The 22,508-nt window shown below is 74.1% G+C and carries 21 protein-coding genes, 1 pseudogene and 1 riboswitch; of the genes and pseudogenes, 12 read left to right on the top strand and 10 right to left on the bottom strand.

All coding sequences use genetic code 11. The features are described 5' to 3' along the window. The first annotated feature begins 1 nt into the window (after window position 1). Window positions 2-1,045 carry an N-acetylmuramoyl-L-alanine amidase gene (locus ACIQ9P_RS03065; RefSeq protein WP_402348726.1) on the top strand — a complete coding sequence of 348 codons (1,044 nt, stop codon included), beginning with the start codon at window positions 2-4 and terminating at the stop codon, window positions 1,043-1,045. Window positions 1,046-1,358: 313 nt separating this feature from the next. After that, complete coding sequence (locus ACIQ9P_RS03070) at window positions 1,359-2,288, top strand: hypothetical protein (protein ID WP_402348728.1); 930 nt, start codon at window positions 1,359-1,361, stop codon at window positions 2,286-2,288. 175 nt (window positions 2,289-2,463) lie between these two features. Here the strand turns inward: ACIQ9P_RS03070 and ACIQ9P_RS03075 are convergent, their stop codons facing one another. From ACIQ9P_RS03075 to ACIQ9P_RS03085, 3 genes are all read right to left on the bottom strand, one after another. Further along, entirely contained in the window at window positions 2,464-3,546 is a 1,083-nt protein-coding gene (locus ACIQ9P_RS03075) for a prenyltransferase (protein ID WP_402348731.1), read from the bottom strand. Further along, a complete protein-coding gene (locus tag ACIQ9P_RS03080) occupies window positions 3,543-4,310 on the bottom strand; it encodes a class I SAM-dependent methyltransferase (RefSeq protein WP_402348734.1) in 768 nt (255 codons plus the stop codon). The genes ACIQ9P_RS03075 and ACIQ9P_RS03080 overlap by 4 nt, the downstream gene beginning before the upstream one ends. Window positions 4,311-4,446: 136 nt before the next feature. Beyond that, on the bottom strand, window positions 4,447-5,757 hold the full coding sequence (locus ACIQ9P_RS03085) for a glycosyltransferase family 4 protein (protein WP_402348737.1): 1,311 nt from the start codon (window positions 5,755-5,757) through the stop codon (window positions 4,447-4,449). A gap of 233 nt (window positions 5,758-5,990) precedes the next feature. On the opposite strand from ACIQ9P_RS03085, the gene ACIQ9P_RS03090 reads away from it, so the two are divergent. From ACIQ9P_RS03090 to ACIQ9P_RS03115, 6 genes are all read left to right on the top strand, one after another. Then, window positions 5,991-6,665, top strand: coding sequence for a TetR family transcriptional regulator (locus ACIQ9P_RS03090; protein ID WP_402348740.1), 675 nt, complete (start codon window positions 5,991-5,993; stop codon window positions 6,663-6,665). Window positions 6,666-6,793: 128 nt separating this feature from the next. Further along, window positions 6,794-6,870, top strand: a riboswitch (cobalamin riboswitch). A 109-nt stretch (window positions 6,871-6,979) separates the two neighbouring features. Next, window positions 6,980-8,275: a prenyltransferase/squalene oxidase repeat-containing protein gene (locus ACIQ9P_RS03095; RefSeq protein WP_402348743.1), complete on the top strand. Its 1,296-nt coding sequence runs from the start codon at window positions 6,980-6,982 to the stop codon at window positions 8,273-8,275. Then, window positions 8,272-9,129 carry an SCO2322 family protein gene (locus ACIQ9P_RS03100; protein WP_402348746.1) on the top strand — a complete coding sequence of 286 codons (858 nt, stop codon included), beginning with the start codon at window positions 8,272-8,274 and terminating at the stop codon, window positions 9,127-9,129. Before ACIQ9P_RS03095 ends, ACIQ9P_RS03100 begins: the two co-directional genes overlap by 4 nt. Before the next feature lie 71 nt (window positions 9,130-9,200). Further along, a complete protein-coding gene (locus tag ACIQ9P_RS03105) occupies window positions 9,201-10,385 on the top strand; it encodes a CbiQ family ECF transporter T component (RefSeq protein WP_402348749.1) in 1,185 nt (394 codons plus the stop codon). Next, complete coding sequence (locus tag ACIQ9P_RS03110; protein ID WP_402348752.1) at window positions 10,382-12,004, top strand: ABC transporter ATP-binding protein; 1,623 nt, start codon at window positions 10,382-10,384, stop codon at window positions 12,002-12,004. Before ACIQ9P_RS03105 ends, ACIQ9P_RS03110 begins: the two co-directional genes overlap by 4 nt. Further along, complete coding sequence (locus tag ACIQ9P_RS03115; protein WP_402348755.1) at window positions 12,001-12,855, top strand: ECF transporter S component; 855 nt, start codon at window positions 12,001-12,003, stop codon at window positions 12,853-12,855. The genes ACIQ9P_RS03110 and ACIQ9P_RS03115 overlap by 4 nt, the downstream gene beginning before the upstream one ends. A gap of 290 nt (window positions 12,856-13,145) precedes the next feature. On the opposite strand, the gene ACIQ9P_RS03120 is transcribed toward ACIQ9P_RS03115, so the two are convergent. The 3 genes from ACIQ9P_RS03120 to hemC (ACIQ9P_RS03130) form a co-directional block, all read right to left on the bottom strand. Then, window positions 13,146-13,976 carry a glycosyltransferase family 2 protein gene (locus ACIQ9P_RS03120; RefSeq protein WP_402349847.1) on the bottom strand — a complete coding sequence of 277 codons (831 nt, stop codon included), beginning with the start codon at window positions 13,974-13,976 and terminating at the stop codon, window positions 13,146-13,148. A gap of 230 nt (window positions 13,977-14,206) precedes the next feature. Beyond that, on the bottom strand, window positions 14,207-15,058 hold the full coding sequence (locus ACIQ9P_RS03125; RefSeq protein ID WP_402348758.1) for a helix-turn-helix domain-containing protein: 852 nt from the start codon (window positions 15,056-15,058) through the stop codon (window positions 14,207-14,209). Between the two features lie 366 nt (window positions 15,059-15,424). Further along, window positions 15,425-16,363, bottom strand: coding sequence for a hydroxymethylbilane synthase (hemC, locus tag ACIQ9P_RS03130; protein WP_402348761.1), 939 nt, complete (start codon window positions 16,361-16,363; stop codon window positions 15,425-15,427). 102 nt (window positions 16,364-16,465) lie between these two features. Here hemC (ACIQ9P_RS03130) and hemC (ACIQ9P_RS03135) point away from each other — a divergent pair, with 102 nt between their 5' ends. Then, window positions 16,466-17,428, top strand: a complete 963-nt coding sequence (hemC, locus tag ACIQ9P_RS03135; RefSeq protein ID WP_402348764.1) for a hydroxymethylbilane synthase — start codon at window positions 16,466-16,468, stop codon at window positions 17,426-17,428. On the opposite strand, the gene ACIQ9P_RS03140 is transcribed toward hemC (ACIQ9P_RS03135), so the two are convergent. Both ACIQ9P_RS03140 and ACIQ9P_RS03145 read right to left on the bottom strand, forming a co-directional pair. Continuing rightward, a complete protein-coding gene (locus ACIQ9P_RS03140; protein WP_402348767.1) occupies window positions 17,389-18,360 on the bottom strand; it encodes a hypothetical protein in 972 nt (323 codons plus the stop codon). The two genes, hemC (ACIQ9P_RS03135) and ACIQ9P_RS03140, sit on opposite strands and share 40 nt — an antisense overlap. A 146-nt stretch (window positions 18,361-18,506) precedes the next feature. Continuing rightward, entirely contained in the window at window positions 18,507-18,905 is a 399-nt protein-coding gene (locus ACIQ9P_RS03145; protein ID WP_402348770.1) for an ATP-binding protein, read from the bottom strand. Between the two features lie 215 nt (window positions 18,906-19,120). Here ACIQ9P_RS03145 and ACIQ9P_RS03150 point away from each other — a divergent pair, with 215 nt between their 5' ends. Beyond that, window positions 19,121-20,401, top strand: coding sequence for a helix-turn-helix domain-containing protein (locus ACIQ9P_RS03150; RefSeq protein WP_402348773.1), 1,281 nt, complete (start codon window positions 19,121-19,123; stop codon window positions 20,399-20,401). 261 nt (window positions 20,402-20,662) lie between these two features. Continuing rightward, window positions 20,663-20,971: pseudogene (locus ACIQ9P_RS03155) on the top strand (NUDIX domain-containing protein); the annotation flags it as partial. Window positions 20,972-21,199: 228 nt separating this feature from the next. On the opposite strand, the gene ACIQ9P_RS03160 reads toward ACIQ9P_RS03155, so the two are convergent. Beyond that, window positions 21,200-21,526 (bottom strand): antibiotic biosynthesis monooxygenase family protein, encoded by a 327-nt coding sequence (locus ACIQ9P_RS03160; protein ID WP_402348776.1) that lies wholly within the window; start codon window positions 21,524-21,526, stop codon window positions 21,200-21,202. Between the two features lie 44 nt (window positions 21,527-21,570). Further along, entirely contained in the window at window positions 21,571-21,942 is a 372-nt protein-coding gene (locus ACIQ9P_RS03165) for a cupin domain-containing protein (RefSeq protein WP_402348779.1), read from the bottom strand. 63 nt (window positions 21,943-22,005) lie between these two features. On the opposite strand from ACIQ9P_RS03165, the gene ACIQ9P_RS03170 reads away from it, so the two are divergent. Beyond that, a complete protein-coding gene (locus ACIQ9P_RS03170) occupies window positions 22,006-22,485 on the top strand; it encodes a MarR family winged helix-turn-helix transcriptional regulator (protein WP_402348782.1) in 480 nt (159 codons plus the stop codon). Window positions 22,486-22,508: the final 23 nt, after the last annotated feature.

Genomic DNA, 22,508 nt, shown 5'->3' on the forward strand with positions numbered 1-22,508 from the left:
CGTGACTCGCGCCACCCGCCGGCCCCCCGGCTCCACCGACCCCGACCGCACCGCCTCCGCCGGCGCCGACCCCGGCCCCGACCGCACCTCCGGCACCGGCCCGGTCGGGCGCCGGCGCCGCTCGAAGCTGCTGCGCACGGCGACCGTGATCGGCGTCGTGGCACCGCTCGGCCTGGTCGGCTGGCTCGGCTGGCGGACCGTCGGCGGACCCGACCGGAGCGTCCCCGCCGCGGCCGCCGGCACCGGTACCCCCGCCGCGGCGCCACCCGGCGGGGCGAACCCCACCGGCTCCCCCTCCGGCATCCCCGCGCCCGGCACCGCTCCCACCGGGAGCTCCGACCCCGCCCTCCCGCTCCCGGCCCCCACCTCCACCGCCCTGGCCGGCCGCACCGTCCTGCTCGACCCCGGCCACAACACCGGGAACTCCGCCCACACCACCGAGATCAACCGCAAGGTCGACATCGGCAACGCCCGCAAGGAGTGCGACACCACCGGCACCAGCACCAACAGCGGCTACAGCGAGGCCGAGTACTCCCTCGACGTGGTCCACCGGGCCCGCGCGATCCTCGCCGCCCGCGGCGCCACCGTGCTACTGGTCCACGACGGGGACCGTCCGTGGGGGCCGTGCATCGACGAGCGCGCCCGGATCGGCAACGCCGCCCACGCCGACGCGGCGGTCTCGGTGCACGGCGACGGCGGCCCGGCGAACGGCAGCGGCTTCCACGTGATCATGCCCGCCAAGGTGACCGCCGGGAAGGCCGACACCGCGGCGATCGTCGACCCCTCGCACCGGCTCGGCCTGCTGCTGCGCGACAGCTTCCATTCGGCGACCGGCGAGCCGTACGCCGACTACGTCGCCAGCAAGGGCCTGGACACCCGTTCGGACCTCGGCGGGCTGAATCTCTCCACCGTCCCCAAGGTGTTCATCGAGTGCGGTAACATGCGCAACCCGGCGGACGCCCGCCGGATGACGGACCCTCAGTGGCGCCAACAGGCCGCCCAGGGGATCGCCGACGCGCTGACCTCGTTCCTGACCACCCGGTAGGAGCCGTCCCGCGCACCCGGCGGGAGCCGTCCGGCGGCCCCGGCACCCGCCACCGGCCCGGTTGACGGGGCGGCGGACCGGGCACTGGAACCATGGACGGCACGGCGGCCGGCCGGGGTCGGAAGCGCGTGGTTCTGCAACGACTTCGCCCTGTTCCCGAGCCCGCTGTGCGTCCGCGAGGCCGTTGGCCCTAGGCTTCTGGTCCGTTCGGGGTTTTCCGGCCGGTCAGCCGACCGGACGGGCGCCGGAACCACATCGGCCGAGCGCCGGACCGAAAACCGCCGACCACGACACACCAACGAGGGGAACGTTAGTGAATCTGCGCGCTCTCACCAAGGGAGACGCCGCCGTCGCAGGTGCGGCCGTCCTGCTCTTCATCGCCTCCTTCCTGCCGTACTGGACCGTCGACTGCAAGGGCAAGTACTGCGGCGACACCTCGACGAACGCCTGGGACAGTGTGCTGTTCCCCGTGCTGCCCTCGGTCTTCCTGCTCGGCATCCTCGCCGCCGCCCTGATCCTGGTCCAGCGGTTCCAGGGCCAGGCGGCCGCGAACCGTCAGGTCCTCGGCCTGCGCCTGGACCAGTGGGGCATCGCCTTCTCGGTGGCCGCGCTCTGGACCGCGGTGTGGGCACTCGGCGGCGGCCTGGAGGGCATCGGCCACGGCTTCGGCGCCTGGCTCGCGGTCATCGCGCTGATCGTGCTGGCCGGCGCCTCCGCCGGCGGCCAGCTGATCCCGGTCCTCAAGACCCCGCTGGTCACCGACCGTCCGGCCGCCCCGGCCGCCTTCCCGGCCGGCGGCTACCCCGCCCCGGGCCAGCCCGGCCAGCCCGGCCAGTACGGCTACCCGGGTCCGGACCAGGGCCAGGGCCAGCCTCCGGCCTTCGGCGGCCAGCCCGGTGGCTACGGCTACCCGTCCCCGCAGCCGGGCCAGCCGGCCCCGGGCCAGCCGCACGACCTGGTCGGTCAGCAGGCCGCCGAGGCGGAGGCCGCCCGTCAGGCCGCCGCCCAGCAGCCCGCCCAGCCGCAGCCGGCCCCGGCGGCGGACTTCGCGCCGTTCTGGTTCGCCGTCCCGGCGCCGCGTCAGCTGGCCCCGAAGGACGGCCCGGCCGGTGCCCCGGTCGGCGAACTGGTCCCCGGCACCTGGTACCTGGCGGTCGAGCAGCGCGGCGCCGCCCTGGTCGCCCAGCTGCAGGACGGCACCCAGGGCGTGCTGGCCGACACCTCGGGCATCCAGCGCGGCTGACCCGCCGACACCCCGTACGGCGAAGGGGCGGGACCGGAGAGATCCGGTCCCGCCCCTTCGCCGTGCCACAGGTACCGCAGGCGCCGCGAGCCGCACGGGCCGGAGGGCCCGACGGCCGCTCAGCCGCTCAGCCGCTCAGCCGCTCAGCCGCTCAGCCGCTCAGCCGCTCAGCCGCTCAGCAACAGTCCTGGACCACCAGCCCGGCCGGCAGCTCCTCGCCGCCGAACACCGACACCGTCGCCGGGTCGCCGCCGAGCGCCGCGACCGCCAGCAGCAGCGCGCCCGCCGTCCAGGTGGTGCGCTCCTCCGGCCAGATCGCGTCGTCCTCGAACACGTACCCGGTCCAGTACGAGCCGTCGGTGTGCCGCAGGTGCCTCTGGATCCAGCGCAGGATGTCCACCGCGCGGTCGGACTCGCCGATCGCCCACAGCGCCATCGCCAGCTCGGCGCTCTCGCCGCCGGTGACCCAGGGGCGGTCGCTGACGCAGCGCACGCCCAGGCCGGGGACGACGAACCGGTCCCAGTCCCGGGCGATCCGCGCCTGCGCCGCCGGACCGCGCAGCGCGGTGCCGAGCACCGGGTAGTACCAGTCCATCGAGTAGCGGTCCTTGTCGAGGAACCGCTCCGGGTGGTGGGCGATGGCGTGCCGCAGCCGGCCGGCCGCGAGCTCCCAGTCGGGCTGCGGCTCCTCCAGGTAGTCCGCGACGGCCAGCCCGCAGCGCAGCGCGTGCAGGATGCTGGAGGAGCCGGTGAGCAGCGCCTCCTCGACGGCCCGGCCGTCCTCGTCGACCCGCCAGGCGATCGGGCCGCCGGGCAGCCGCTGGGCGACGATGAAGTCCAGCGCGCGCCGGACGGTCGGCCAGATCCACTCCAGGAAGGTGTCGTCACCGGTGGAGAGGTGGTGGTGCCAGACACCGACCGCCACATAGGCGCAGAAGTTGGTCTCCTTGGCCGGGTCGCAGACCTCGCCGTCGGCGTGCCCCGGCTTCCCGTAGGCGTAGCCGGCGTACCAGGAGCCGTCCGGGTTCTGCCGCGCCGCCAGCCAGCGGTAGGCGGCCTCGGCGGCGGCGTGCTCGCCGGCCGTGTCCAGCGCCATCGCGGCCTCGGTGTGGTCCCACGGGTCGAGGTGGTGGCCGCGGAACCACGGTACGGCCCCGTCGGGCTGCTGCTCGGCGAGGATGCTGCGGACGGTGCGGGCGGCCTGCTCGGCGTCGAGCACCCCCTCCAGCAGCAGGGCCTCGGGGACGGCGGCGGTCACTCCGCCCCGCCCGCGTCCTCGGCGGCGCGCCCGGCCCCGGCCCGGTGGGGCTTGGTGGCGTAGGCGACGAAGCTCTTGCCGATGACCGGGTTGAGCGCCCGCTCGGCGGCCTTGGTGAGGGTGCTGATGACCGGGGTGCCGACGATGTCCCAGACCAGCAGCTGGTGGTACGCCTTGACCGGCAGCGACTTGTCGTTGTCGACGCCGACCGCGCACTTGATCCACCAGTACGGGGAGTGCAGCGCGTGGGCGTGGTGGGTGCCGTAGGGCTCCAGGCCGGCGTCCTTGAGCTTGTCGAGCAGTTCGTCGCCCCGGTAGATCCGGATGTGGCCGCCCTCGACCTCGTGGTACTCGTCGGAGAGCGCCCAGCAGATCTTCTCGGGCAGCCAGCGCGGCACGGTGACGGCGAGCAGGCCACCGGGCTTGAGCACCCGGAACATCTCGTTGAGCACGCCCTTGTCGTCCGGGATGTGCTCCATCACCTCGGAGATGATGATCCGGTCGAAGTGCTCGTCCTCGAACGGCAGGGCGAGCGCGTTGCCCTCCATCGCGACCGCGGACGCGCCCTCCGGCACCTCGCCGGCCTGCTCCATGGCGGCGAACCACTTCCTGACCTCGGCGATCTCCTCGGCGTTCTGGTCGAGGGCGACCACGTCGGCCCCGCGCCGGTAGCACTCGAACGCGTGCCGTCCCCCGCCGCAGCCCAGGTCGAGCACCCGGTCGCCGGGGGCGAGCGGGAAGCGCGAGAAATCAACGGTCAGCACTGCGGACTCCCATTCCTTCGATACCAAAGGGTTCCTGACGCCGAGTCAGAGAAATCACGGGGGGTGGAGGGGCGAACGGCCGCACCGCCCGGCGCAGCCGCGGGCGCCGGTCCGCCCGGCCGTTCGGCGGACGCCGTCAGGCCACGTAGCGCCAGCCCCGGCCGGCGCGGGCCCGGCGGCCGGCCCCGGTGGCGATCGCGGCCCGGTAGCCCTCGACGGTCAGCTCGGCGGCGCGCTCCCAGGTGAACCGGGCGAGCACCCGCTCCCGGCCCGCCGCGCCGAGCGCCGCGCGGAGCTCCGGATCGTCCAGCAGCCGGCCGAGCGCCGTCGCGAGCGCGTCCGCGTCACCCGGGGGCACCGCCAGGCAGCTCTCGCCGTCCGGACCGGCCACCTCGGGGATCGCGCCGCCGGTGGTGGCGACGAGCGGGGTCGCGGTGGCCATCGCCTCGGCGGCCGGCAGCGAGAAGCCCTCGTACAGCGACGGCACGCAGGCGACCTCGGCCGAGCGGTAGAGGTCGACCAGCTCCCGGTCGGTCAGGCCGTGCCGGAACTCGATGTGCGGCTCCAGCCCGAAGGCGCGCACGGCACGGGCGATCGGACCGTCCTCCTTCTGCGGCTTGCCGACCACGACCAGGTGCGCGTCCCGTTCGGTCCGGACCTTCGCCAGCGCCTCGACCAGGTGCACCAGGCCCTTGAGCGGGACGTCGGCGCTGGAGGTGGTGACGATCCGGCCGGGCACCCGGGCGACCTCGTCCGACGGGGACCACAGCCGGGTGTCGGCGCCGATCGGCACCACCGAGACGGCGCCCGGGGCGGCGCCCAGGTGCTCGGCGATCTCGCGCTTGGAGCTGCCGGAGACGGTGATGATGTGCTCCAGCCGGGCCGCGACCCGGCGCTGCATCCGGGTGAAGGCGTACCAGCGGCGCAGCGACAGCCGCTTCAGCCGGCCGGGGGCCGCGTCCAGCTCGACCCGGCGGTCCACCGTGATCGGGTGGTGGATCGTGGTGACCAGCGGGAAGCCGTGCCGGGCCAGGCCGAGCAGGCCGTAACCGAGCGTCTGGTTGTCGTGCACGACGTCGTAGCGGCCGCGGTGCCGGGCCAGGTACTGGCGGGCGCGCAGCGAGAAGGTCAGCGGCTCGGGGAAGCCGCCGGTGCGCATGGTGGCGTACTCCAGGACGTCCACCGCCCCCCGGTACTCCTCGCGCGCCGGAGTGCGGAAGGGGTCGTCGGCGCGGTAGAGGTCCAGACTGGGCAGCTCGACCAGCCGGACCGAGCCCGGCCCCTCGACCTCGTCCAGGACGGGGTACGGCTGGGCGCCGATCACGTCGACGTGGTGGCCGAGGCGGGCCAGCTCACGGGAGAGATGCCGTACGTAGACGCCCTGACCGCCGCAGAACGGGTCGCCGCGGTACGAGAGCAGGGCAATCCGCAGCGGCTGCGCGGTCATCGTCGGCCCTCGTCTCTGCTGCTGTCTGTGCTGCCGGTCGGTGAAGTAGATCAGGTTTCAGTGCGGTGTGGAGTTCACCGCCGACCCCGTGAACAATGAGAGACCTCGAAGATACCGGCCCGTAGCTTCCGCTCAGGATCCAGGGCTGGTGATTCGCGCCACGCCCGGGCGCCTCGCCCGGCCGACCGTGCCCGTCCGGAGCAGCCCCACCACTCTCGCGCCCGGGAGCGTCCTTGCCGTCACCGTCCTCACCGCCGCCCGCACCGCCGGCGGCCCCGCCCTCCGCCACCCCCTCGCCGGGTGCCGCTCCGGCACCCCTCCCGGCCGCCCCGGCGGCACCGCCGCTGACCGCCCGGCAGGCCGAACGGCGCCGGCGGATCCTGCGCACCGCGACCGTACTGGCGGCCCGCGGCGGCTACGACGCGGTCCAGATGCGGGAGGTCGCGGAGGGCGCCCAGGTGGCCCTGGGCACGCTCTACCGGTACTTCCCGTCGAAGGTCCACCTGCTGGTGGCGGTCATGCTGGAGCAGCTGCACGGCCTCCAGGAGCAGGTCCGCCGGCACCCGCCGACCGAGCGCGAACCGGCCCCCCGGGTCGCCGAGACGCTCACCCGGGCGTTCCACGCGCTGCAGCGCGAACCGCTGCTGGCCGAGGCGATGGTCCGCGCGCTCTCCTTCGCCGACCGCTCGGTGGGCGCCGAGGTGGACCAGGTCTCCGCCGCCACCGGGCAGCTCATCCTGGACGCCATCGGGCAGTCCGGGCCGCCCACCGGGAGCCAGCGTGCCGCCGTCCGGGTGATCGAGCACACCTGGCACGCGGCCCTGGTCGCCTGGCTCTCCGGCCGCGCCTCGATCGCCGAGGTCCGGGCCGACCTCCACACCGCCGCCCGGCTGCTGTCGCTGCCCTGAGGCCGCACCGGCCGCGACCGGGCGGATCGCCCGCCGGACTGGAACCTGTTCTCACCCCGGCCGGGTCGGGGTGCCCGGCCCGGCGGCTAGAGTCGACGGGACAATTCCATCCCGCTTCTCCTGATCCGGGGAAAGCCGGTGCGAATCCGGCGCTGACCCCGCAACCGTGAGCCCGGCGCCCGTCCGCCGGCGAGCCGGAGCACCCGGGGAGAGGCGAGCGGCCCCATGCCGGGCGAACCACTCCCGGCACCGTCGAGGTCTACGGAACGGCCGGCCCCGGCCGGCCCCGCTCATCGAAAGGCACACCCCCGATCATGCTCACCGCCGCCCGCGCGGGCGCCGCCGCCCTGACCGCCGCCCTGCTCGCCGGCGCCGCCGCCACCCCGGCGTTCGCCGACATCCCGAGCCCCACCGCGAGCCTCGGCGCCGCTCCGCTCCCCGACGGTCTGTACGGCAAGGGCGACCCCACCTACGACGGGGTGTGGCGGCAGTCCCTCGCCCTGACCGCGTTGACGACCGCCAAGGTGACCCCGGCCGACTCCGCCGTCACCTGGCTGACCGGGCAGCAGTGCGCGGACGGCGGCTGGCCCTCGTACCGCGCCGACGCCTCGGCCGCCTGCGACCCGGCGTTCGAGGACAGCAACGCGACCGCGCTCGCGATCCAGGCACTGACCGTCCTCGGCGGGCACCAGGACGCCGTGGACAAGGGCGTCCAGTGGCTCCGGGCCAGCCAGAACGCGGACGGCAGTTGGGCCTACAACCCCGGCAACCCCGGCGACGCCAACTCCACCGGCCTCGCCGTCAACGCCCTGTTCGCCGCCAAGGCCGATCCGGCGGGCGTCGCCAAGGCCGGCCGCAACGCCTTCGACGGACTCGCCGTCTTCCAGCTCGGCTGCGCCGCCCCCGCCGACCAGCGCGGTGCCTTCGTCTACCAGACCGCCCCGGCCGGCGCCCCCGCCGCCGAGCCCAACGCCCTCGCCAGCGGCCAGACCTCGCTCGCCGCGGCGGGCGGGAAGCTGCCGGTCGCCAACGGCAACCGGACCGACACCGCCCCCAAGGCCCTGGCCTGCGCCGACGGCGGCGCCACCGCCACCGCCGTCCCCCGGGCCGACTCCGGCGAGGCGGCGGGCGCGTACCTCACCGCGCAGCTCGCCGCGGGCGACCAGCACCTGACCCTCACCCTGCCCGGCGCCGCGCCCACCCCCGACTACACGGCCACCGCCTGGGCGGCGCTCGGCCTGGTCCAGGGCGGGCACCCGCAGCAGGCCGCGGGCGCCGTCGACTGGCTGGCCAAGGAGGGTGGCGGCTGGACCAAGGGCGGCACCGACGCCGCCGCCACCGCCACCCTGGTGCTGGTCGCCCAGGCCGCTCAGCGCGACCCGGCCGCCTTCGGCGGGACCGACCTGGTCGAGCAGCTGACCGCGCTCGGCCCGGCGCCCAAGGCCGTCGGCGCCGCGTCCCCCAGTACCTCCGCCCCCGCCTCGGCCTCGGCCGAGAAGGACAAGGACAGCGGGATCGGCAAGTTCTGGCTGCTCGGCGTCGGCCTGCTGATCGGCATCGGCGGCGGGCTGGTGCTCAGCCTGCAGCGCAAGCGCGGCGCGAAGCTGTGACCCCTCCCGGCCGGGACCGGGATCCGCGTCCGACCACGGCGCCGGTCCCGGCCGCCGCCACCGCCGACACCGCTTCCGTCCCCTCCTGCGTCACCGCCTCCTCCTCCGCCGTCGAGGACGGGGACGGGGACGACGCGGCGGCGGTACGGCGGCGGGTGGCACGGGCCGCCCTCCGCTTCCTGGCCGGGGCGGTCACCGGTCTGCTGATCGTGCTCCTGCTCGGCGCCGCCCAGGCACAGGCCGCCGGCTACCGGTACTGGTCGTTCTGGCGCTGGTCCGACGGCGGCTGGGCGTACCAGCAGCAGGGCCCCGCCGTGCACGTCCCGGTGGACGGCGAGGTCGAGGGCTGGCGGTTCGCCGTCAGCCCCGACGGCGGTCAGCAGGCCGCCCGGCCCGGTACGGCCGGGGACTTCGCCGCCGTCTGCGCCGGCACACCGGCCGAGGCCGGGCGCAAGCGGGTGGCCGTGGTGCTGGACTTCGGCGGCCCCGCCGACGCGCCCGGCCGCGAGAGCCCGCCGGAGCCCCGGACCGCGTGCGCCGTCGTCGCGCCCCGGGCCAGCTCGGCCGAGGTCCTGGCCACCGTCGCCCCGCCGCTGCGGTACGACGGCAACGGGCTGCTCTGCGCCATCGCGGGCTATCCGCGCGCGGGCTGCGGCGAGCAGTTGGGCGGTGCCGCCCGACCGAGCGGCACCGCGGACCCCTCGGCCGGAACCGGTCCCATCGGCGCCACCGGGGCCGTCGCGGCCGGCTCCACCCCCGGCGCCGCCGGACCCGCCCTCGGGGTCGGCGGCGGCCTGGCCCTCGTCCTCGCCGTGGCCGCGGGGGCCCGGTGGCAGGCCCGCCGCCGACGATGAGGCCGGCCGCCCACCGCACCCGGCCCCGCCCGGCCGCCGCCCCGATCCGGACCGACCCCCTGGACCCCACCGTGCCCGCACCCCGCGCCGCCCGCCGCCGACCGGCCGCCGGACCTCGCCACCTGCACCCCGGTGCCTGGTGGCTGTGGGCCCTCGGCCTGGGCGCCGCCGCCACCCGCACCACCAATCCGCTGGTTCTGCTGCTGCTGGCCGCCGTCGCCGGGTACGTCGTCGCCGCCCGGCGCGGTGACGCGCCCTGGTCGCGCTCCTACGGCGCGTTCCTGCGGCTCGGCCTGCTGGTGCTCGGCATCCGGCTGCTGTTCGCCGTCCTCCTGGGCTCGCCGGTCCCCGGCACCCACGTCCTGTTCACCCTGCCCGAAGTCCCGCTGCCCGCCTGGGCGCAGGGCGTACGGATCGGCGGCCGGGTGACCGTCGAGGGACTGCTCGCCGCGCTGTACGACGGGCTGCGGCTGGCCACCCTGCTGGTGTGCGTGGGCGCCGCGAACGCCCTCGCCAGCCCGGCCCGGCTGCTGCGCACGCTCCCCGGCGCGCTCTACGAGGCGGGCGTGGCCGTCGTGGTCGCGATGACCTTCGCGCCCAACCTGGTCGCCGACGTGCAGCGGCTGCGCGCCGCCCGCCGTCTGCGCGGGCGCGGCGACCGGGGCGTGGCGGCCGTGCTCAGCGTCGGACTGCCCGTCCTGGAGGGCGCGTTGGAGCGTTCGGTGGCGCTGGCGGCGGCGATGGACACCCGCGGCTTCGGGCGCACCGCCGCCGTTCCGCGCCGGATCGCCGTGTTCACCGCCGTCCTGACCCTGGCCGGACTGCTCGGCATCTGCCTGGCCGCGTACGGACTGCTGACGGCGGGCGGCGCCGGCTGGGCGGCGCCGGTGCTGGTGATCGGCCTGGCCGCAGCCTTCGCCGGACTGCTGCTGGGCGGCCGGCGTTCGGTCCGGACCCGCTACCGGCCCGACCCCTGGGCGCTGCCGGAGTGGCTCACCGCCGGGTCCGGGGTCGCGGTGGCGGCGGCGACGGCCTGGTTGGCCGCGCTGGACCCGCTCGCCTTCGCCCCCACCGTCGTGCCGCCGACCGCGCCGGTCCTGCCGCTCGCCGCCGCGGCCGCCGTCCTGCTCGGACTGCTCCCCGCCTTCGTCACCCCGGCACCGCCCGACACCACCGGCGCACCCGGGGGCACCACCGAAGCCGCCCCCCGAACCACCACCGCCAGGACCGCGACCGGACCCGGGAGAACTCCGTGATCACCTTCGACCAGGTCGGCGTCCAGTACGCCGACGCCGCGGAGCCCGCGATCGACGGCGTCGATCTGACCGTCCCCGAGGGGGAACTCTGCCTGCTCGTCGGCCCGTCGGGCTCCGGCAAGTCCACCCTGCTGGGCACCGTGAGCGGCCTCGTCCCGCACTTCACCGGCGGTGTGCTGCACGGCCGGGTCACCGTCGACGGGCGCGACACCCGGCACCACCGCCCGCGCGAACTCGCCGACCTGGTCGGCACGGTGGGCCAGGACCCGAGGGCGCACTTCGTCACCGACACGGTCGAGGACGAACTCGCCTACGGCATGGAGTCCCTGGGCCTGCCCCCGGACGTGATGCGGCGCCGGGTCGAGGAGACCCTCGACCTGCTCGGCCTGGCCGAGCTGCGGCAGCGGGCACTCGGCTCGCTCTCCGGCGGTCAGCAGCAGCGGGTCGCCATCGGCTCGGTGCTCACCGTCCACCCGAAGGTGCTGGTCCTGGACGAGCCGACCTCGGCGCTCGACCCGGGCGCCGCCGAGGACGTGCTGGCGGTGCTCCAGCGACTGGTGCACGACCTCGGGACCACCGTGCTGATGGCCGAGCACCGGCTGGAGCGCGTGGTCCAGTACGCCGACCGGGTCCTGCTGCTGACCCCCGGCGCGCCGCCGGTCCTGGGCGAGCCCGCCGGGATCATGGCCCACTCCCCGGTCCACCCGCCGGTGGTCGGGCTCGGGCGGCTGGCCGGGTGGCACCCGCTGCCGCTCACCGTCCGCGACGCCCGCCGCCGGGCGGCCGGCCTGCGCACCCGGCTGGACGGCCACCGGCCACCCGCCACGACCGCCGCCGCGGCCACCGGCACCCCGCTCGCCGCCGCCTCCCGGCTGGTGGTCCGGCGCGGCCCGGTCCCGGCCCTGCGCGGCGTCGACCTCACCCTGCACGCCGGGACGATCACCGCGCTGATGGGCCGCAACGGCGCCGGCAAGTCCACCCTGCTCGGCGCCCTGGTCGGCCTGCACGCGCCCGCCTCCGGCTCGGTCACCGTCGGCGGCCGCACCCCGCACCGCACCCGGCCCGCCGAACTCGTCCGCCACGTCGGCCTCGTCCCGCAGGACCCGCGCGACCTGCTGTACGGCGAGAGCGTCAGCGCCGAGTGCGCCTCCGCCGACCACGACGCGGGTGCCGAACCCGGCACCTGCCGCGCCCTGGTGGAGCGGCTGCTGCCCGGCCTGCCCGACGCCGTCCACCCGCGCGACCTCTCCGAGGGCCAGCGGCTCACCCTCGCCCTGGCGGTGGTGCTGACCGCCCGGCCGCCGCTGATCCTGCTCGACGAGCCCACCCGGGGCCTCGACTACGCGGCCAAGGCCCGGCTGGTCGAGATCCTGCGCGGCCTCGCCGCCGAGGGCCACGGTGTCCTGCTCGCCACCCACGACGTCGAACTGGCCGCCGAACTCTCCGACCGCACGGCCGTCCTGGCGGACGGCGAGATCGTCGCGGACGGTCCGACCCCCGAGGTGGTGCTCGGCTCGCCGGCCTTCGCCCCGCAGGTCGCCAAGATCCTCGCCCCGGGCCCCTGGCTCACCGTCCGCCAGGTCGCCGAGGCCCTCGACCGGATCGGACCCGACGCATGACCCCGCCCGCCCCGCTGGCCCGCCCGGTCCCGCTCGGCCGCCGCTCCGTCCTCGCCCTGACCCTGACCTCCCTGGTCGGCGTGGCCGGCTTCGGCTGGCCACTGCTCGCCTCCACCGGCTCCGCCCTGGTCGGCCACTCCGCCGACGCCCCCTGGCTGTTCGCCCTGCTGCTGCCGCTGCTCCTCGCTGTGGTCGTCGCCCAGATCTCCGAGGGCCGCACGGCGGGCGGCGGTGCCCCCGGACTGGACGCCAAGTCGGTCGCCCTCCTCGGCGTCCTCGCCGCCGCGGGCGCCGCCCTGCGCCCGCTCGGCGCGGGCACGGCCGGGCTGGAGCCGATGTTCTTCCTGATGGTGCTGTCCGGCCGGGTGCTCGGACCGGGCTTCGGCTTCGTCCTCGGCGCGCTGTCGATGTTCGCGTCCGCGCTGCTCACCGGCGGCGTCGGACCCTGGCTGCCGTTCCAGATGCTCGCCATGGGCTGGGTCTGCCTCGGCGCGGGCCTGCTCCCCGGCCCGGCCCGGCTGCGCGGCCGCCGCGAACTCGCCCTGCTCGCCGCCTACGGAGCCGTGGCCTCCCTGCTCTACGGCGTGATCATGAATCTCCAGGGCTGGCCGTACATCGCGGGCCTCGCGAGCTCGATCTCCTTCGTCCCCGGCGACCCGCTGTCGGAGAACCTGGTCCGCTTCGCCGCCTACTGCCTCACCACGTCCCTCGGCTGGGACCTCCCCCGCGCCGCCCTCACCGTGGTCCTCTGCCTCACCCTCGGCACCCCGGTCCTGCGCGCCCTGCGCCGCGCCACCCGCCGCGCCGCCTTCGCCGCCCCGGTCACCTTCCGCCCCCCGCCGGGCGGGTGACCCGCGCGGCGCGGGGGTCTGCCCCGCACCGGAAACACCACCTTCACCCCGCGGGTCACCGCCACGACCGACCACGTCGACGGGCCGGGTCGCGATCGGACAGAGACGGCCCGCTGTCAGTCATCGGCCCTGGGCGCGAGGCAGTCACGGAGCATGACAGTCGTCCACTCGGCCCGGTGCTGCTCTCCGCGAGGGCCCATCACGGTGGCGGAAGGCGTCGCCCGTTACGTGGCCCGGTTGAAGGCCACGCCGAAGGCCACCCCTGACCGGATGCGCCAGACTGCAACTGCCTAGATGATCGGCGGACGTCCCAGCCGGGCCATGGTCCACACGGTGCGCCAGCGCATCGGCCTACGCCGACCGCAGGGGGTCCGCCAGCCCTCGGCGAAGCCCGCGAACCACGCCTTCAGGCCGGCAACGTCCCTGGTCCGGGCGACGGTGAGCGCCATCCACACACCGAGGTAGACCGGCACCAGCAGGGCCGGGAGGTGCCGGCGCGCAAGGTACACCCGATTGCGGGCGTTCACCCGGTGGAAGAAGGAGTGCCGGGTCGGGCTGGTACGCGGGTGCTGGAGCAGCAGCTCAGGGACATAGAGCACCCGCCAACCGGCATCCAGCGCTCGCCAGGCCATGTCCGTCTCCTCGTGCGCGAAGAAGAAGGAGTCCGGCCAGTCGCCGACCTGCTCCAGCATCTTCGAGGACAGGGCGTGGCCTCCGCCGAGGAAACTGGTCACCTCGCCACCGCGCATCGGGTCGCCGGCCCGCAGCCGGGGCACATGGCGCCGCTGGGTGACACCGGTCTCGTCCGCGATCCGGAAACCGACGATCCCGAGCCCGGGGTCGGCCTCGTACAGCGCGGCGATCCGGGCGAGGACGTCGTCGGCGACCAGCAGGCCGTCGTCGTCCAGGTCGATCACCACGTCCACGTCGCGCAGGTGGTCGAGGGCGACGTTGCGACCGCCGGTCACCCCGAGGTTGTCCGCGAGTTCCACGCCCTCCACTTCGGCGGGCAGTTCCGGCAGCACGCACCCGTTGCCGACCACCACGACCTTCGCGGCCTTCACCGTCTGCATCTCGACCGAGGCCAGCAACTCGGCCAGTTCCTTCGGCCGCGTGCCCATGGTCAGGACCGCCACGCCCAGCTTGACACCCACCGAACCTCTTCCCTTCGAGGAGCAGAGATGACCTCACGAGCGCCGAAGCCGGGTGCCGCGCCGCCCACCCCGCCACATCCGCCGCTAATTCTGGCACCGGACGTCACCTGGTTCGCCGACCCCCGGCTGCTCCACCCGTCGGACGTGCCCCCGTACCCGCGACAGCACCGTCGCCCCGCAGCCCACCGCCCCACCGACTACACCGAGATCCGCGACACCGTCCGGTCCCCCACCGCCCGGGGCTGGCGGCAGCCGGTGCACAGCTCCGCCGCGGCGCCGACGGGACGGCCGCACAGGCCGTCCCGTCCCGCGCACTCGTGGCGCCTCGGGCGCGGCACCGTCGTCGGCTTGACCGCGACGCCAAGGCCCATCGGAACGGGCGGCACCTTCGTCAACCGCCCACCGAGGATCGCCGCAACGCTGTGGGTCACCTTCCCCGGCAGCGGCGCGGCCAGGATGCCCATCAGCGCCTCCGCCGACCATCCGCCCGCCAACAGGCCCTCCACCCGCGCGGCCTGGTCCGCCAGCGGCTTGCCGGCCAGCGCCAACGCCGGTTCCCGGCATCCGAGTTCGAGCAGCAGCCCCATCCCCTCCGTCATCCGGGGCGCCGTCATCGCCGGAAGGACGGAAGGTTCCTTCCACCTCACCGTCCTTACCCTCAAGGAGGGGCCTCCCGCGTTCCCGGCGCCGGGCGGCCCGGCGGCCGGTGTCACGGGAACCGGTGGCAACGTGTGGACCGCCTTGTCCGCCAACGGCACTTCATGGACGGAGACAGCCGTCCTGACCCGCCCCGTCACGGGGTCGCGCACGGTCCGCCGCACGTAGTGCCCGGCCGCCTCCAGTTCACGCAACGCCCGGGCCACCGTCGCCCGCCCCTCGACGCTCTTCGCGGCCAGCGTCCGGACATCCTCCCGAGCGCCGTTCGGCAGGCTGAGGAGGTACCCGAGCAACCCGCGCGCCGCCCAACTGAGCGAGTGCTTCCGCACGACATGCCCGTTGTCGAGGATCGTGTACCCGGGCGCGTGCTTGGGGATACGATTGATGTGCATCTTGGAGTTCTCTCTCCTGGTGCCGTTCCCCGGGGTGTTGGCGCACCGCCGGGGCTTTTCGTTGCCGAACGCAATGATCACGCTAGTCCAGCGAACAGCCCCGGAAACCTCATCCCCATCACCCGATCGGGCGGCGCACGCGCACCCAGCCCGGCGCACTCACGCCCTCAACAATGCGCCCTCACGCTATGAATCACCGGACGACAGGCAGAACGGAAACCAGCCGCCCGGCGTGGAACCCGGGCCGAGCATTGGATCCGCCCTGCCAGACTGTCTCTCGCACTCACGCCGCTCGTGGACGAGGCCGACCCGACTGACAGGCGAGGCCAAGTTCCGGGGGTCAGCTGGGCACTGACGCATGGTAGGTCAGTGCGCGATGGCATCGATCAGGTCCCGGGCGCCCTCGCGGAGCAAGGTGGCGGCCACCCCCATGCCGAGGGCCTCCGGGCTGAGCCGGGCGGCTGATTGCCGGGCCGCCAGCACGGTGGCGCCGTCCGGAGAGAAGACCATCGCACGAAGGCCCAGGCGCCCGTCCTCGAAGGACCGGGCGAACCCGGCGATCGGACTGTTGCAGTGCCCGCGCAGGACGTTCAGCAGGGCCCGCTCGGCGGCGATCTCCCGCGCCGTCGCACGGTCACCGAGCGGGGCGAGGAGGTCGATCAGGTCGGTGTCGTCCTCGCGGCACTGCAAGCCGAGCACGGCGGCTCCCAACGGCGGGCACATCTGCTCGACGGTCAGGACCTCGCTGATCCGATGCTGCTCACCGATGCGCTCCAGTCCGGAGGCGGCCAGCACCAGCGCATCAACCTCCCCGGCGTCCAAGGCGGCCAGCCGCAGGTTCGCCGTTCCCCGGATCGGCACCATGTCCAGGTGGGGGTGGCTGCGGGTGAGCTGGGCGACACGCCGAACCGCCGAGGTGGCAACCCGGGTACCGGGCGGCAGCTGGTCGAGGGTGAGGCCGCCCGGGTGGATCAGGGCGTCTCGGATGTCCGCCCGCTTGGGGTGAGCCGCGAAGACGGTGCCCGGGGTGACCAGCGGGTCGCCCGCCACGTCCTTCATGCAGTGGACCGCGAGGTCGCACGCCCCACTCAGGAGGGCTTCCTCGATGTCGCCGGTGAAGGCGCCCTTGTCGTGCAGTTCGGCCTGTTCGCCCGGCTCGCGGTCCCCGGCCACGACGAACGGCACCAGCTCGGTGACCACGTCGGGGTGGAGGGCGGCCAGGTCGGCCCGGACGCCTGCGAGCTGGGCAAGCGACATGGCCGAGGCGCGGGCACCGATACGGATCGTGCGGCGGGTGGACGGCATTCGATCTCTCCAATCACGACTCCGACAAACCGTCGGAAAAAGGGCAGGCCCGCGTTCGAGTAGCATGCGGTCAACATCGCTTCATATGCCGGGAGTTCGGGAATGCGGACGCTGATTGTCGGATCGCGGGCCAGTCACCTCGCGCGAGCGCAGGTCAAGGAGTTCCTGGCGCCGCTGCGGGACCGCTTCCCCGACGTCGAGTTCCGCCACCAGGTGATCCTTGAAGGCGGTGACCGGGACCGGAAGACGGCCCTGTCGCAGGTGTCGGCCCGCTCGGGCGGCTCCGCGTTCTCCACCGAGCAGGAAGCCGCCCTGGTGCGGGGCGAGGTGGACGTGATCGTCCACTCGCTGAAGGACCTGCCGACCAGCAACCCGCCCGGCCTGGTGCTGCTGCCCCCGCCCGGCCGCGAGGACGTGCGGGACGCGCTGTGCGGCTCCACGCTGGCCGCCCTGCCCCAGGGCGGGCGGGTCGGCACCTCCGCTGCCCGCCGGATCGCCCAGCTGCTGCACGTCCGCCCGGACCTGGTGTTCGTGCCGATCCGCGGCAACGTTCCGCCCCGACTGAACAAGCTCAGGACGATGAACCTGGACGGCGTCGTCCTGGCGGCCGCCGGGCTGGTACGACTCGGCCTGGACGACGCGATCGGCGAGCTGCTGCCGCTCGACCAGTTCCCGCCGAGCCCCGGCCAGGGGGCGCTCGGGATCCAGATCCGCGAGGACAACGAGCTGGCCCGCGAGATCCTGGCCGACACCGGCGAGCCGCTGGTGGACGCGGAGGTGCGGGCCGAGCGGGCGATGCTCGGCGAACTGCACGGCGGGTGCTCGGTCCCGGTCGGCGCCTACGCGAAGGCCACCGGCGACATGCTGTCGCTGCACGCGCAGGTCACCGCCCTGGACGGGACCAAGCAGGTCGAGGCCAGCTTCTCCGGCCCCGTCTCGGAGCCGGAGAAGCTGGGTATCCAGGTGGCCGGCCTTCTCCTGGACCAAGGCGCCGAGGCGATCTTGTCGGAGATCCGCCCGGCCGCTCAGCCGGTGAGCAGCCGGGCGAGATCGGCAGCGGCATAGGTGATGATCCGCTCCGCCCCGGAGCGCTTGAGCATCGTGAACAGCTCCAGCAGCGGGCGGAAGTCCCGATGCCCGGTGTCCGGATCGAGCGGAGCAAGCCGCGTGTACTCGCCGGAGACGGAGAACGGCATCAGCGGCGCCGACGTCTTCTGCTTGAGGGTGGCGAGCACGTCCACCGAGAGCATCCCCGGCTCCAGCAGCAGCATGTCGGCTCCCTCGCCGACGAAGGCCAAGCCGGTGTCCACCGCGGTCTCCGGCCGGCGCGGACTGATCTGGAACGGCCGGTGGGCACCGGAGGCAGGGGTTGCCCGCATGGTGGCTCGGTAGCCCTCGTAGAGGGCGGAGTCGAAGATCAGGTGCGGCATGGTGGCCACATCGCGGTGGCCGTGTTCGTCCAGGGTCCGGCGCACGGAGGCGGTGGTGCCCCGGATCATCGCGGCCGGTCCCACGATGTCGGCGCCGGCCTCGGCCTGGATGACGGCCTGAGCGGCGATCATCGCCGCCGTACGGTCCAGGTCGATCCGGCCGGCGCTGGTCAGGTGGCACTCGCCGGTGTCGGTGTGGCCGCACAAGCAGTTCTCGGTCATCACCGCGATGCCAGGTTCGGCGTCCTTGGCGGCGTGGATTGCCCGCACCATCAGGCTGTCCGATGCCACGGCGCCGGACGCCTCGGCGTCGCGGCGCAGGCTGTTGGCGAACACCTTCACTGAGCGGATGCCCCGGGCGGCGAGGTCGCGCACAGTCTGCGGGATCTCGGCCACCGTGACGGTCGGCATCGGCCGGTCGCCGTCCTCGCTGTCCTCGCGCACGAGCAGGACCATCGACAGGTCGGCCGCCGTCAGCGACGGGCCCTCCAGGAAGCTGCGGACGGCAGCCCGGCCGTGAAGCCGGGCGGTGTCCGTGATCGCTGCGCCGTGCTGGGTGGTGGTCATGTCGTCCTCTCGATCGTGGCTGCGAGCGCGGGAAGCGGCCGGGGCGGGCGGGTGTCTTGGTGTGCAGCGGCGACCCGACAGGCGGCGGATCACTGTGCGGACCGCCCGACCGGGGGGTGGACGAGGAGCTGGCGGCGGCTTGGCGGCTACTCGGGCAGGGCGACCTCGGCCCAGACCTTCTTGCCCCGTGCGGTGCGCTCGGCTCCGTGGGCGACGGCCAGGCACTCGACCAGGAACATGCCCCGGCCGGCCTCCGCCTCCGGGCCCGATGCCTGCTGGCAGGGCAGGGCCTGCGAGCTGTCGTAGACCTCGATGATCAGGCGCCGCAGGTCGAGGTTGGTGTGCACCCCGACGGTGACCGTCGCTCCGGTGGTGTGCCGCACCGCGTTGGTGACGAGTTCCGAGATCACGGTATCCAGGGCCAGGCGACTGTCGTTGTCCATGCGGACCCCCCACTGTTTGATCAGCCGGCCGAGCCGCCGGCGGCTGATGGGGACGGAGACGGGGTCACAGGCCAGGAAGAAGCTGCTGCTGCACACGCGCATGTCGAAGGAACCCTTCGGGGCGTCAGGCCGGAGCTGGGGAGCTTGGTGGCGCCATGTGGAGGGAAGGAACTGATCTCACCCGCTCTCCGCTTGGCTGGTGCACAGTCAACTACTGCTGGTAGTGGCGCCGGTGGTGCCAGTCGGGGGTGCATTTCTCACACGGGGGGCCGCTTCGGGGGGCCAGGATCGGGCACCAGTCAGTCAGAGGCTTGGGGATGGGCATGATGGCACCAGACGGCATCGGCGCCGTGCTGAGGCGGATCCGGGAGATGGCCGAACTCACCCGCGACGAGCAGGCCCTGCTCCTACAGGACGCTCAAGGCGGCACGTGGTTCGACCCGGAGAATCTGAAGCGCTGGGAGACCGAGCGACGTCTGCCCACCCCTAGGTGGCACCAGCTGCTGGCCGACGGGTACGGGCTCTCGGTGGAGGAGGTCGCCCGAGCCGTGGCTACCTCGCGGCGCTGGCGCAGGCTCCACCAGCAGCCGGTCGAAGACGAAAGAGAGGAGGGTACGGCGGTGAATCGACGACAGTTTCTCGGCGCGGCGGCACTGGCGACAGGGGTCGCCGCGCTGCCAGGCATCGCGGCGGCGCGAGAGGGGATCGACGTCGGCCTGTCCGGCTCCGACGCCGGCGACCTCGCGTACCTGGACGGGGCGTTCGAACGCCACCGTGGCGGCTACCACGGTCGGGCACCGGGAGTCGTACTGACGCAGATGCGCCAGGACCTCGATCTCCTGCAAGACCTCCTTTGCCGCCCGCACCCCGTCGGCACCCGTACCGACCTGGCCCGCACCGCCGCCGGGATCACCGGACTGGTCGCGATCATCCAGCACGACCGCGGTGACCAGCGCGACTCCCACGGCTGGTTCACCACCGCCGAGAAGGCTGCGCGCGAATCCGGCGACCGGCACATGCTGGCCTGGGTCCTGGCCCGGCACGCGATGGTTCCGCTGAACTACGGCGCCCCGAACGCCGCCGCGAACCTGGCCATCAGCGCCCGCCGCGAGGCAGGCCGAACCCCCACGGCCGCCGCAGCCCTGGCCGCCGCCGTCACCGCGCGCGCCTTGGCCTCCATCGGTGACCACCGAGGGGCCCTTCGCGCGGTAGCCGACGCCCGCAACATCGCCGATCACCTCAACACCGCGCAGGCCGCCGACACCTGGTTCGGCTATCCGCTTCAGAAGCACCACGTTCACCTGTCCCAGGTGTTCACGCTGATGGGCCGCACCCGCGAGGCGAACGCCGAACAGCAGGCAGCCCTTGCCCTCACCAGGTCGCCGTCCGTCATGACCCGAGCCCTGCTGACCATGGACGCGGCGACCTGCCTGAGTATGGACGGCGACCCGGCCGCCGCCGCGGACATGGCCGTCGGGGCCTGGAAGCAGCTGCCAGCGGCGTACCACGACGGGCTGATCCGGTCTCGCGCCGAGGCCCTGCACCGCACCCTCGCCGGATCGGCTCACACACGGCTCGGCGAGGCCCTGACCGGTTGATGCGGCTCGGCCGCAGCGGGGGCGGGGTCCGAAATTCACCTTCCACCAGTAACTTCCGACCCGCCGTCAGGCCCCAAGCTCCGCTTCTACGGGCAGCTGAGCCGACTGGTCGAGGCCCGGGGTTCGACCAGCCGCAGACTGGTCGAACAGCTGAAGGCCGAGGATGGCGCGGCGAATTGCTCGGGCCCTGCCGCTCGAACAGACATCGCGCAGCGGCTCCAGATCGTCGCATGACGCGGCTGGGCGGCCACAGTCGTCGCCATGAGCGACTCCCTGTCCCACGGGGTCGTGGCTCAGCCCCGCACCGCTGCCGGCGTGCTCTTGTTCGACGAGGACAACCGCGTCCTCCTCGTGAACCCAACCTACAAGCCCGGCTGGGAGATTCCCGGCGGCTACCTCCACGCCGGCGAGACCCCGAGCGAGGGCGCGGCCCGGGAGGTCAAGGAGGATCTCGGCATCACTGCGCCGATCGGCCGCCTGCTCGTCGCGGACTGGGCACCTCACCCCACCGAAGGCGACAAGCTCCTCTTCGTCTTCGACGGCGGCACCCTCGCAGCCGATGAACTCGACAACATCGCGGTCGACCAGGTCGAGATCGGCGAGCACGCCTTCCACTCCACGGACAAGCTCGACGAACTCCTCATCCCGCGTCTTGCCCGCCGTATCCGCGCCGCCTGCGTCGCCAGGACGCAGTCCGCGACCACCTACCTGGAGCACGGCGCGATCCGCCCCCGAATCCACGACGGCGCACCCCGGACGCCGTTGCGTCCGGGGCGCGCCGCTGCGCGAATGCGGGCCTCAGCCCTTCGGGCCGGCCGACTGCACCACGTCGAAGGACCACAGCGTCGAGCCGCTGGCGGCGGGCCGCTGCGGCGCGTCGCCGTCCTTGGCCGCCGGGCGGTGGGCGGCCTGCATCGGGCCCGCGAGCCAGGCTTGGAAGGACTCCTCGTCCCGCCAGCGGGTGTAGACCAGGTACTGGTCGGTGCCCTCGACCGGGCGGAGCAGCTCGAAGTACTCGAAGCCGTCCGAGTTCTCCACCGCGCCGGCCCGCGCTCCGAAGCGCTGCTCCAGTACGTCCCGCTGCTCAGCGGGGACGGTCAGCACATTGATCTTGACGACGGACACGCCGTACCTCCTCAGGGTTGTTCCGGGAGGCAGTCTGCTACACCTCACACGATCCACGGCGGGGCGACCCGGTCCCCGGTGTCCAGGTTGGCGGCCACGGACGGCGCCGGAGAGGCGACGACGGCGGTGAAACCGTCCTCGGAGCGCAGCCGCCGGGGGACGTCGGCGGGCAGGACGAGGGTGTCGCCGGCGGCGATCGCGAGCTCCTCGCCGTCGAGGTCGACGACGGCGGTGCCGGTGAGGAAGGTCCACACCTGCTCGGTGTCCATGGAGTGGCGCGGGCCGGAGCGGGCCGCCCGCATCTCGACCCGCCACAGCGCGAGGCCGGTGCCGCCCTGGGTGGGCGAGGCGCAGGTGGTCATGACGGCGTTGGGGGTCTCGGTACGGCGGGCGTCGGTGCTGCGGATGACGGACAAGGGCGGGTGACTCCTCTAGAATGGACAATCAGGTTGTCCATATAGTCAATGAGGTTGTCCATCATGTCAAGTGAGCAGGCGTCGCCCGGTTACGAACTGCCCCTGCGGCTACTGTTCGCGTTCCGGCTGATCATCGACGAGCTGCACGAGCGGATCGCCCGCGAGGGACATCCCGACCTCCGCCCGACGCACGGGTTCGTGTTCCAGGCGATCGGGCCGCACGGCACCACCGCCGTCGAGCTCGGGAAGCGGCTCGGGGTGTCCAAGCAGGCGGCCGGGAAGACCGTCGAACAGCTGGAACGGCTCGGCTACGTCGAACGCGGCAGCGACCCGGCGGACGCCCGCCGCAAAGTGGTCCGACTGACGGCGCGCGGGGTGGACTGCCTGGCCCGGTCGGCCCGGATCTTCGAGGAACTGCGCGAGGAGTGGATCGCGAAGCTGGGCGGCGAGGAGCAACTGCGGGGCCTGGAGGACGCACTGCGGACGCTCGCACCCGGGGACCCGTTCCGGCTGGACACCCCGAGGTGGTTCGGGGGTCCGTGACGCAGTAGCCGGAGGCGAGCGGC

The organism is Kitasatospora sp. NPDC094019 (assembly GCF_044764505.1).
Classification (GTDB): domain Bacteria; phylum Actinomycetota; class Actinomycetes; order Streptomycetales; family Streptomycetaceae; genus Kitasatospora.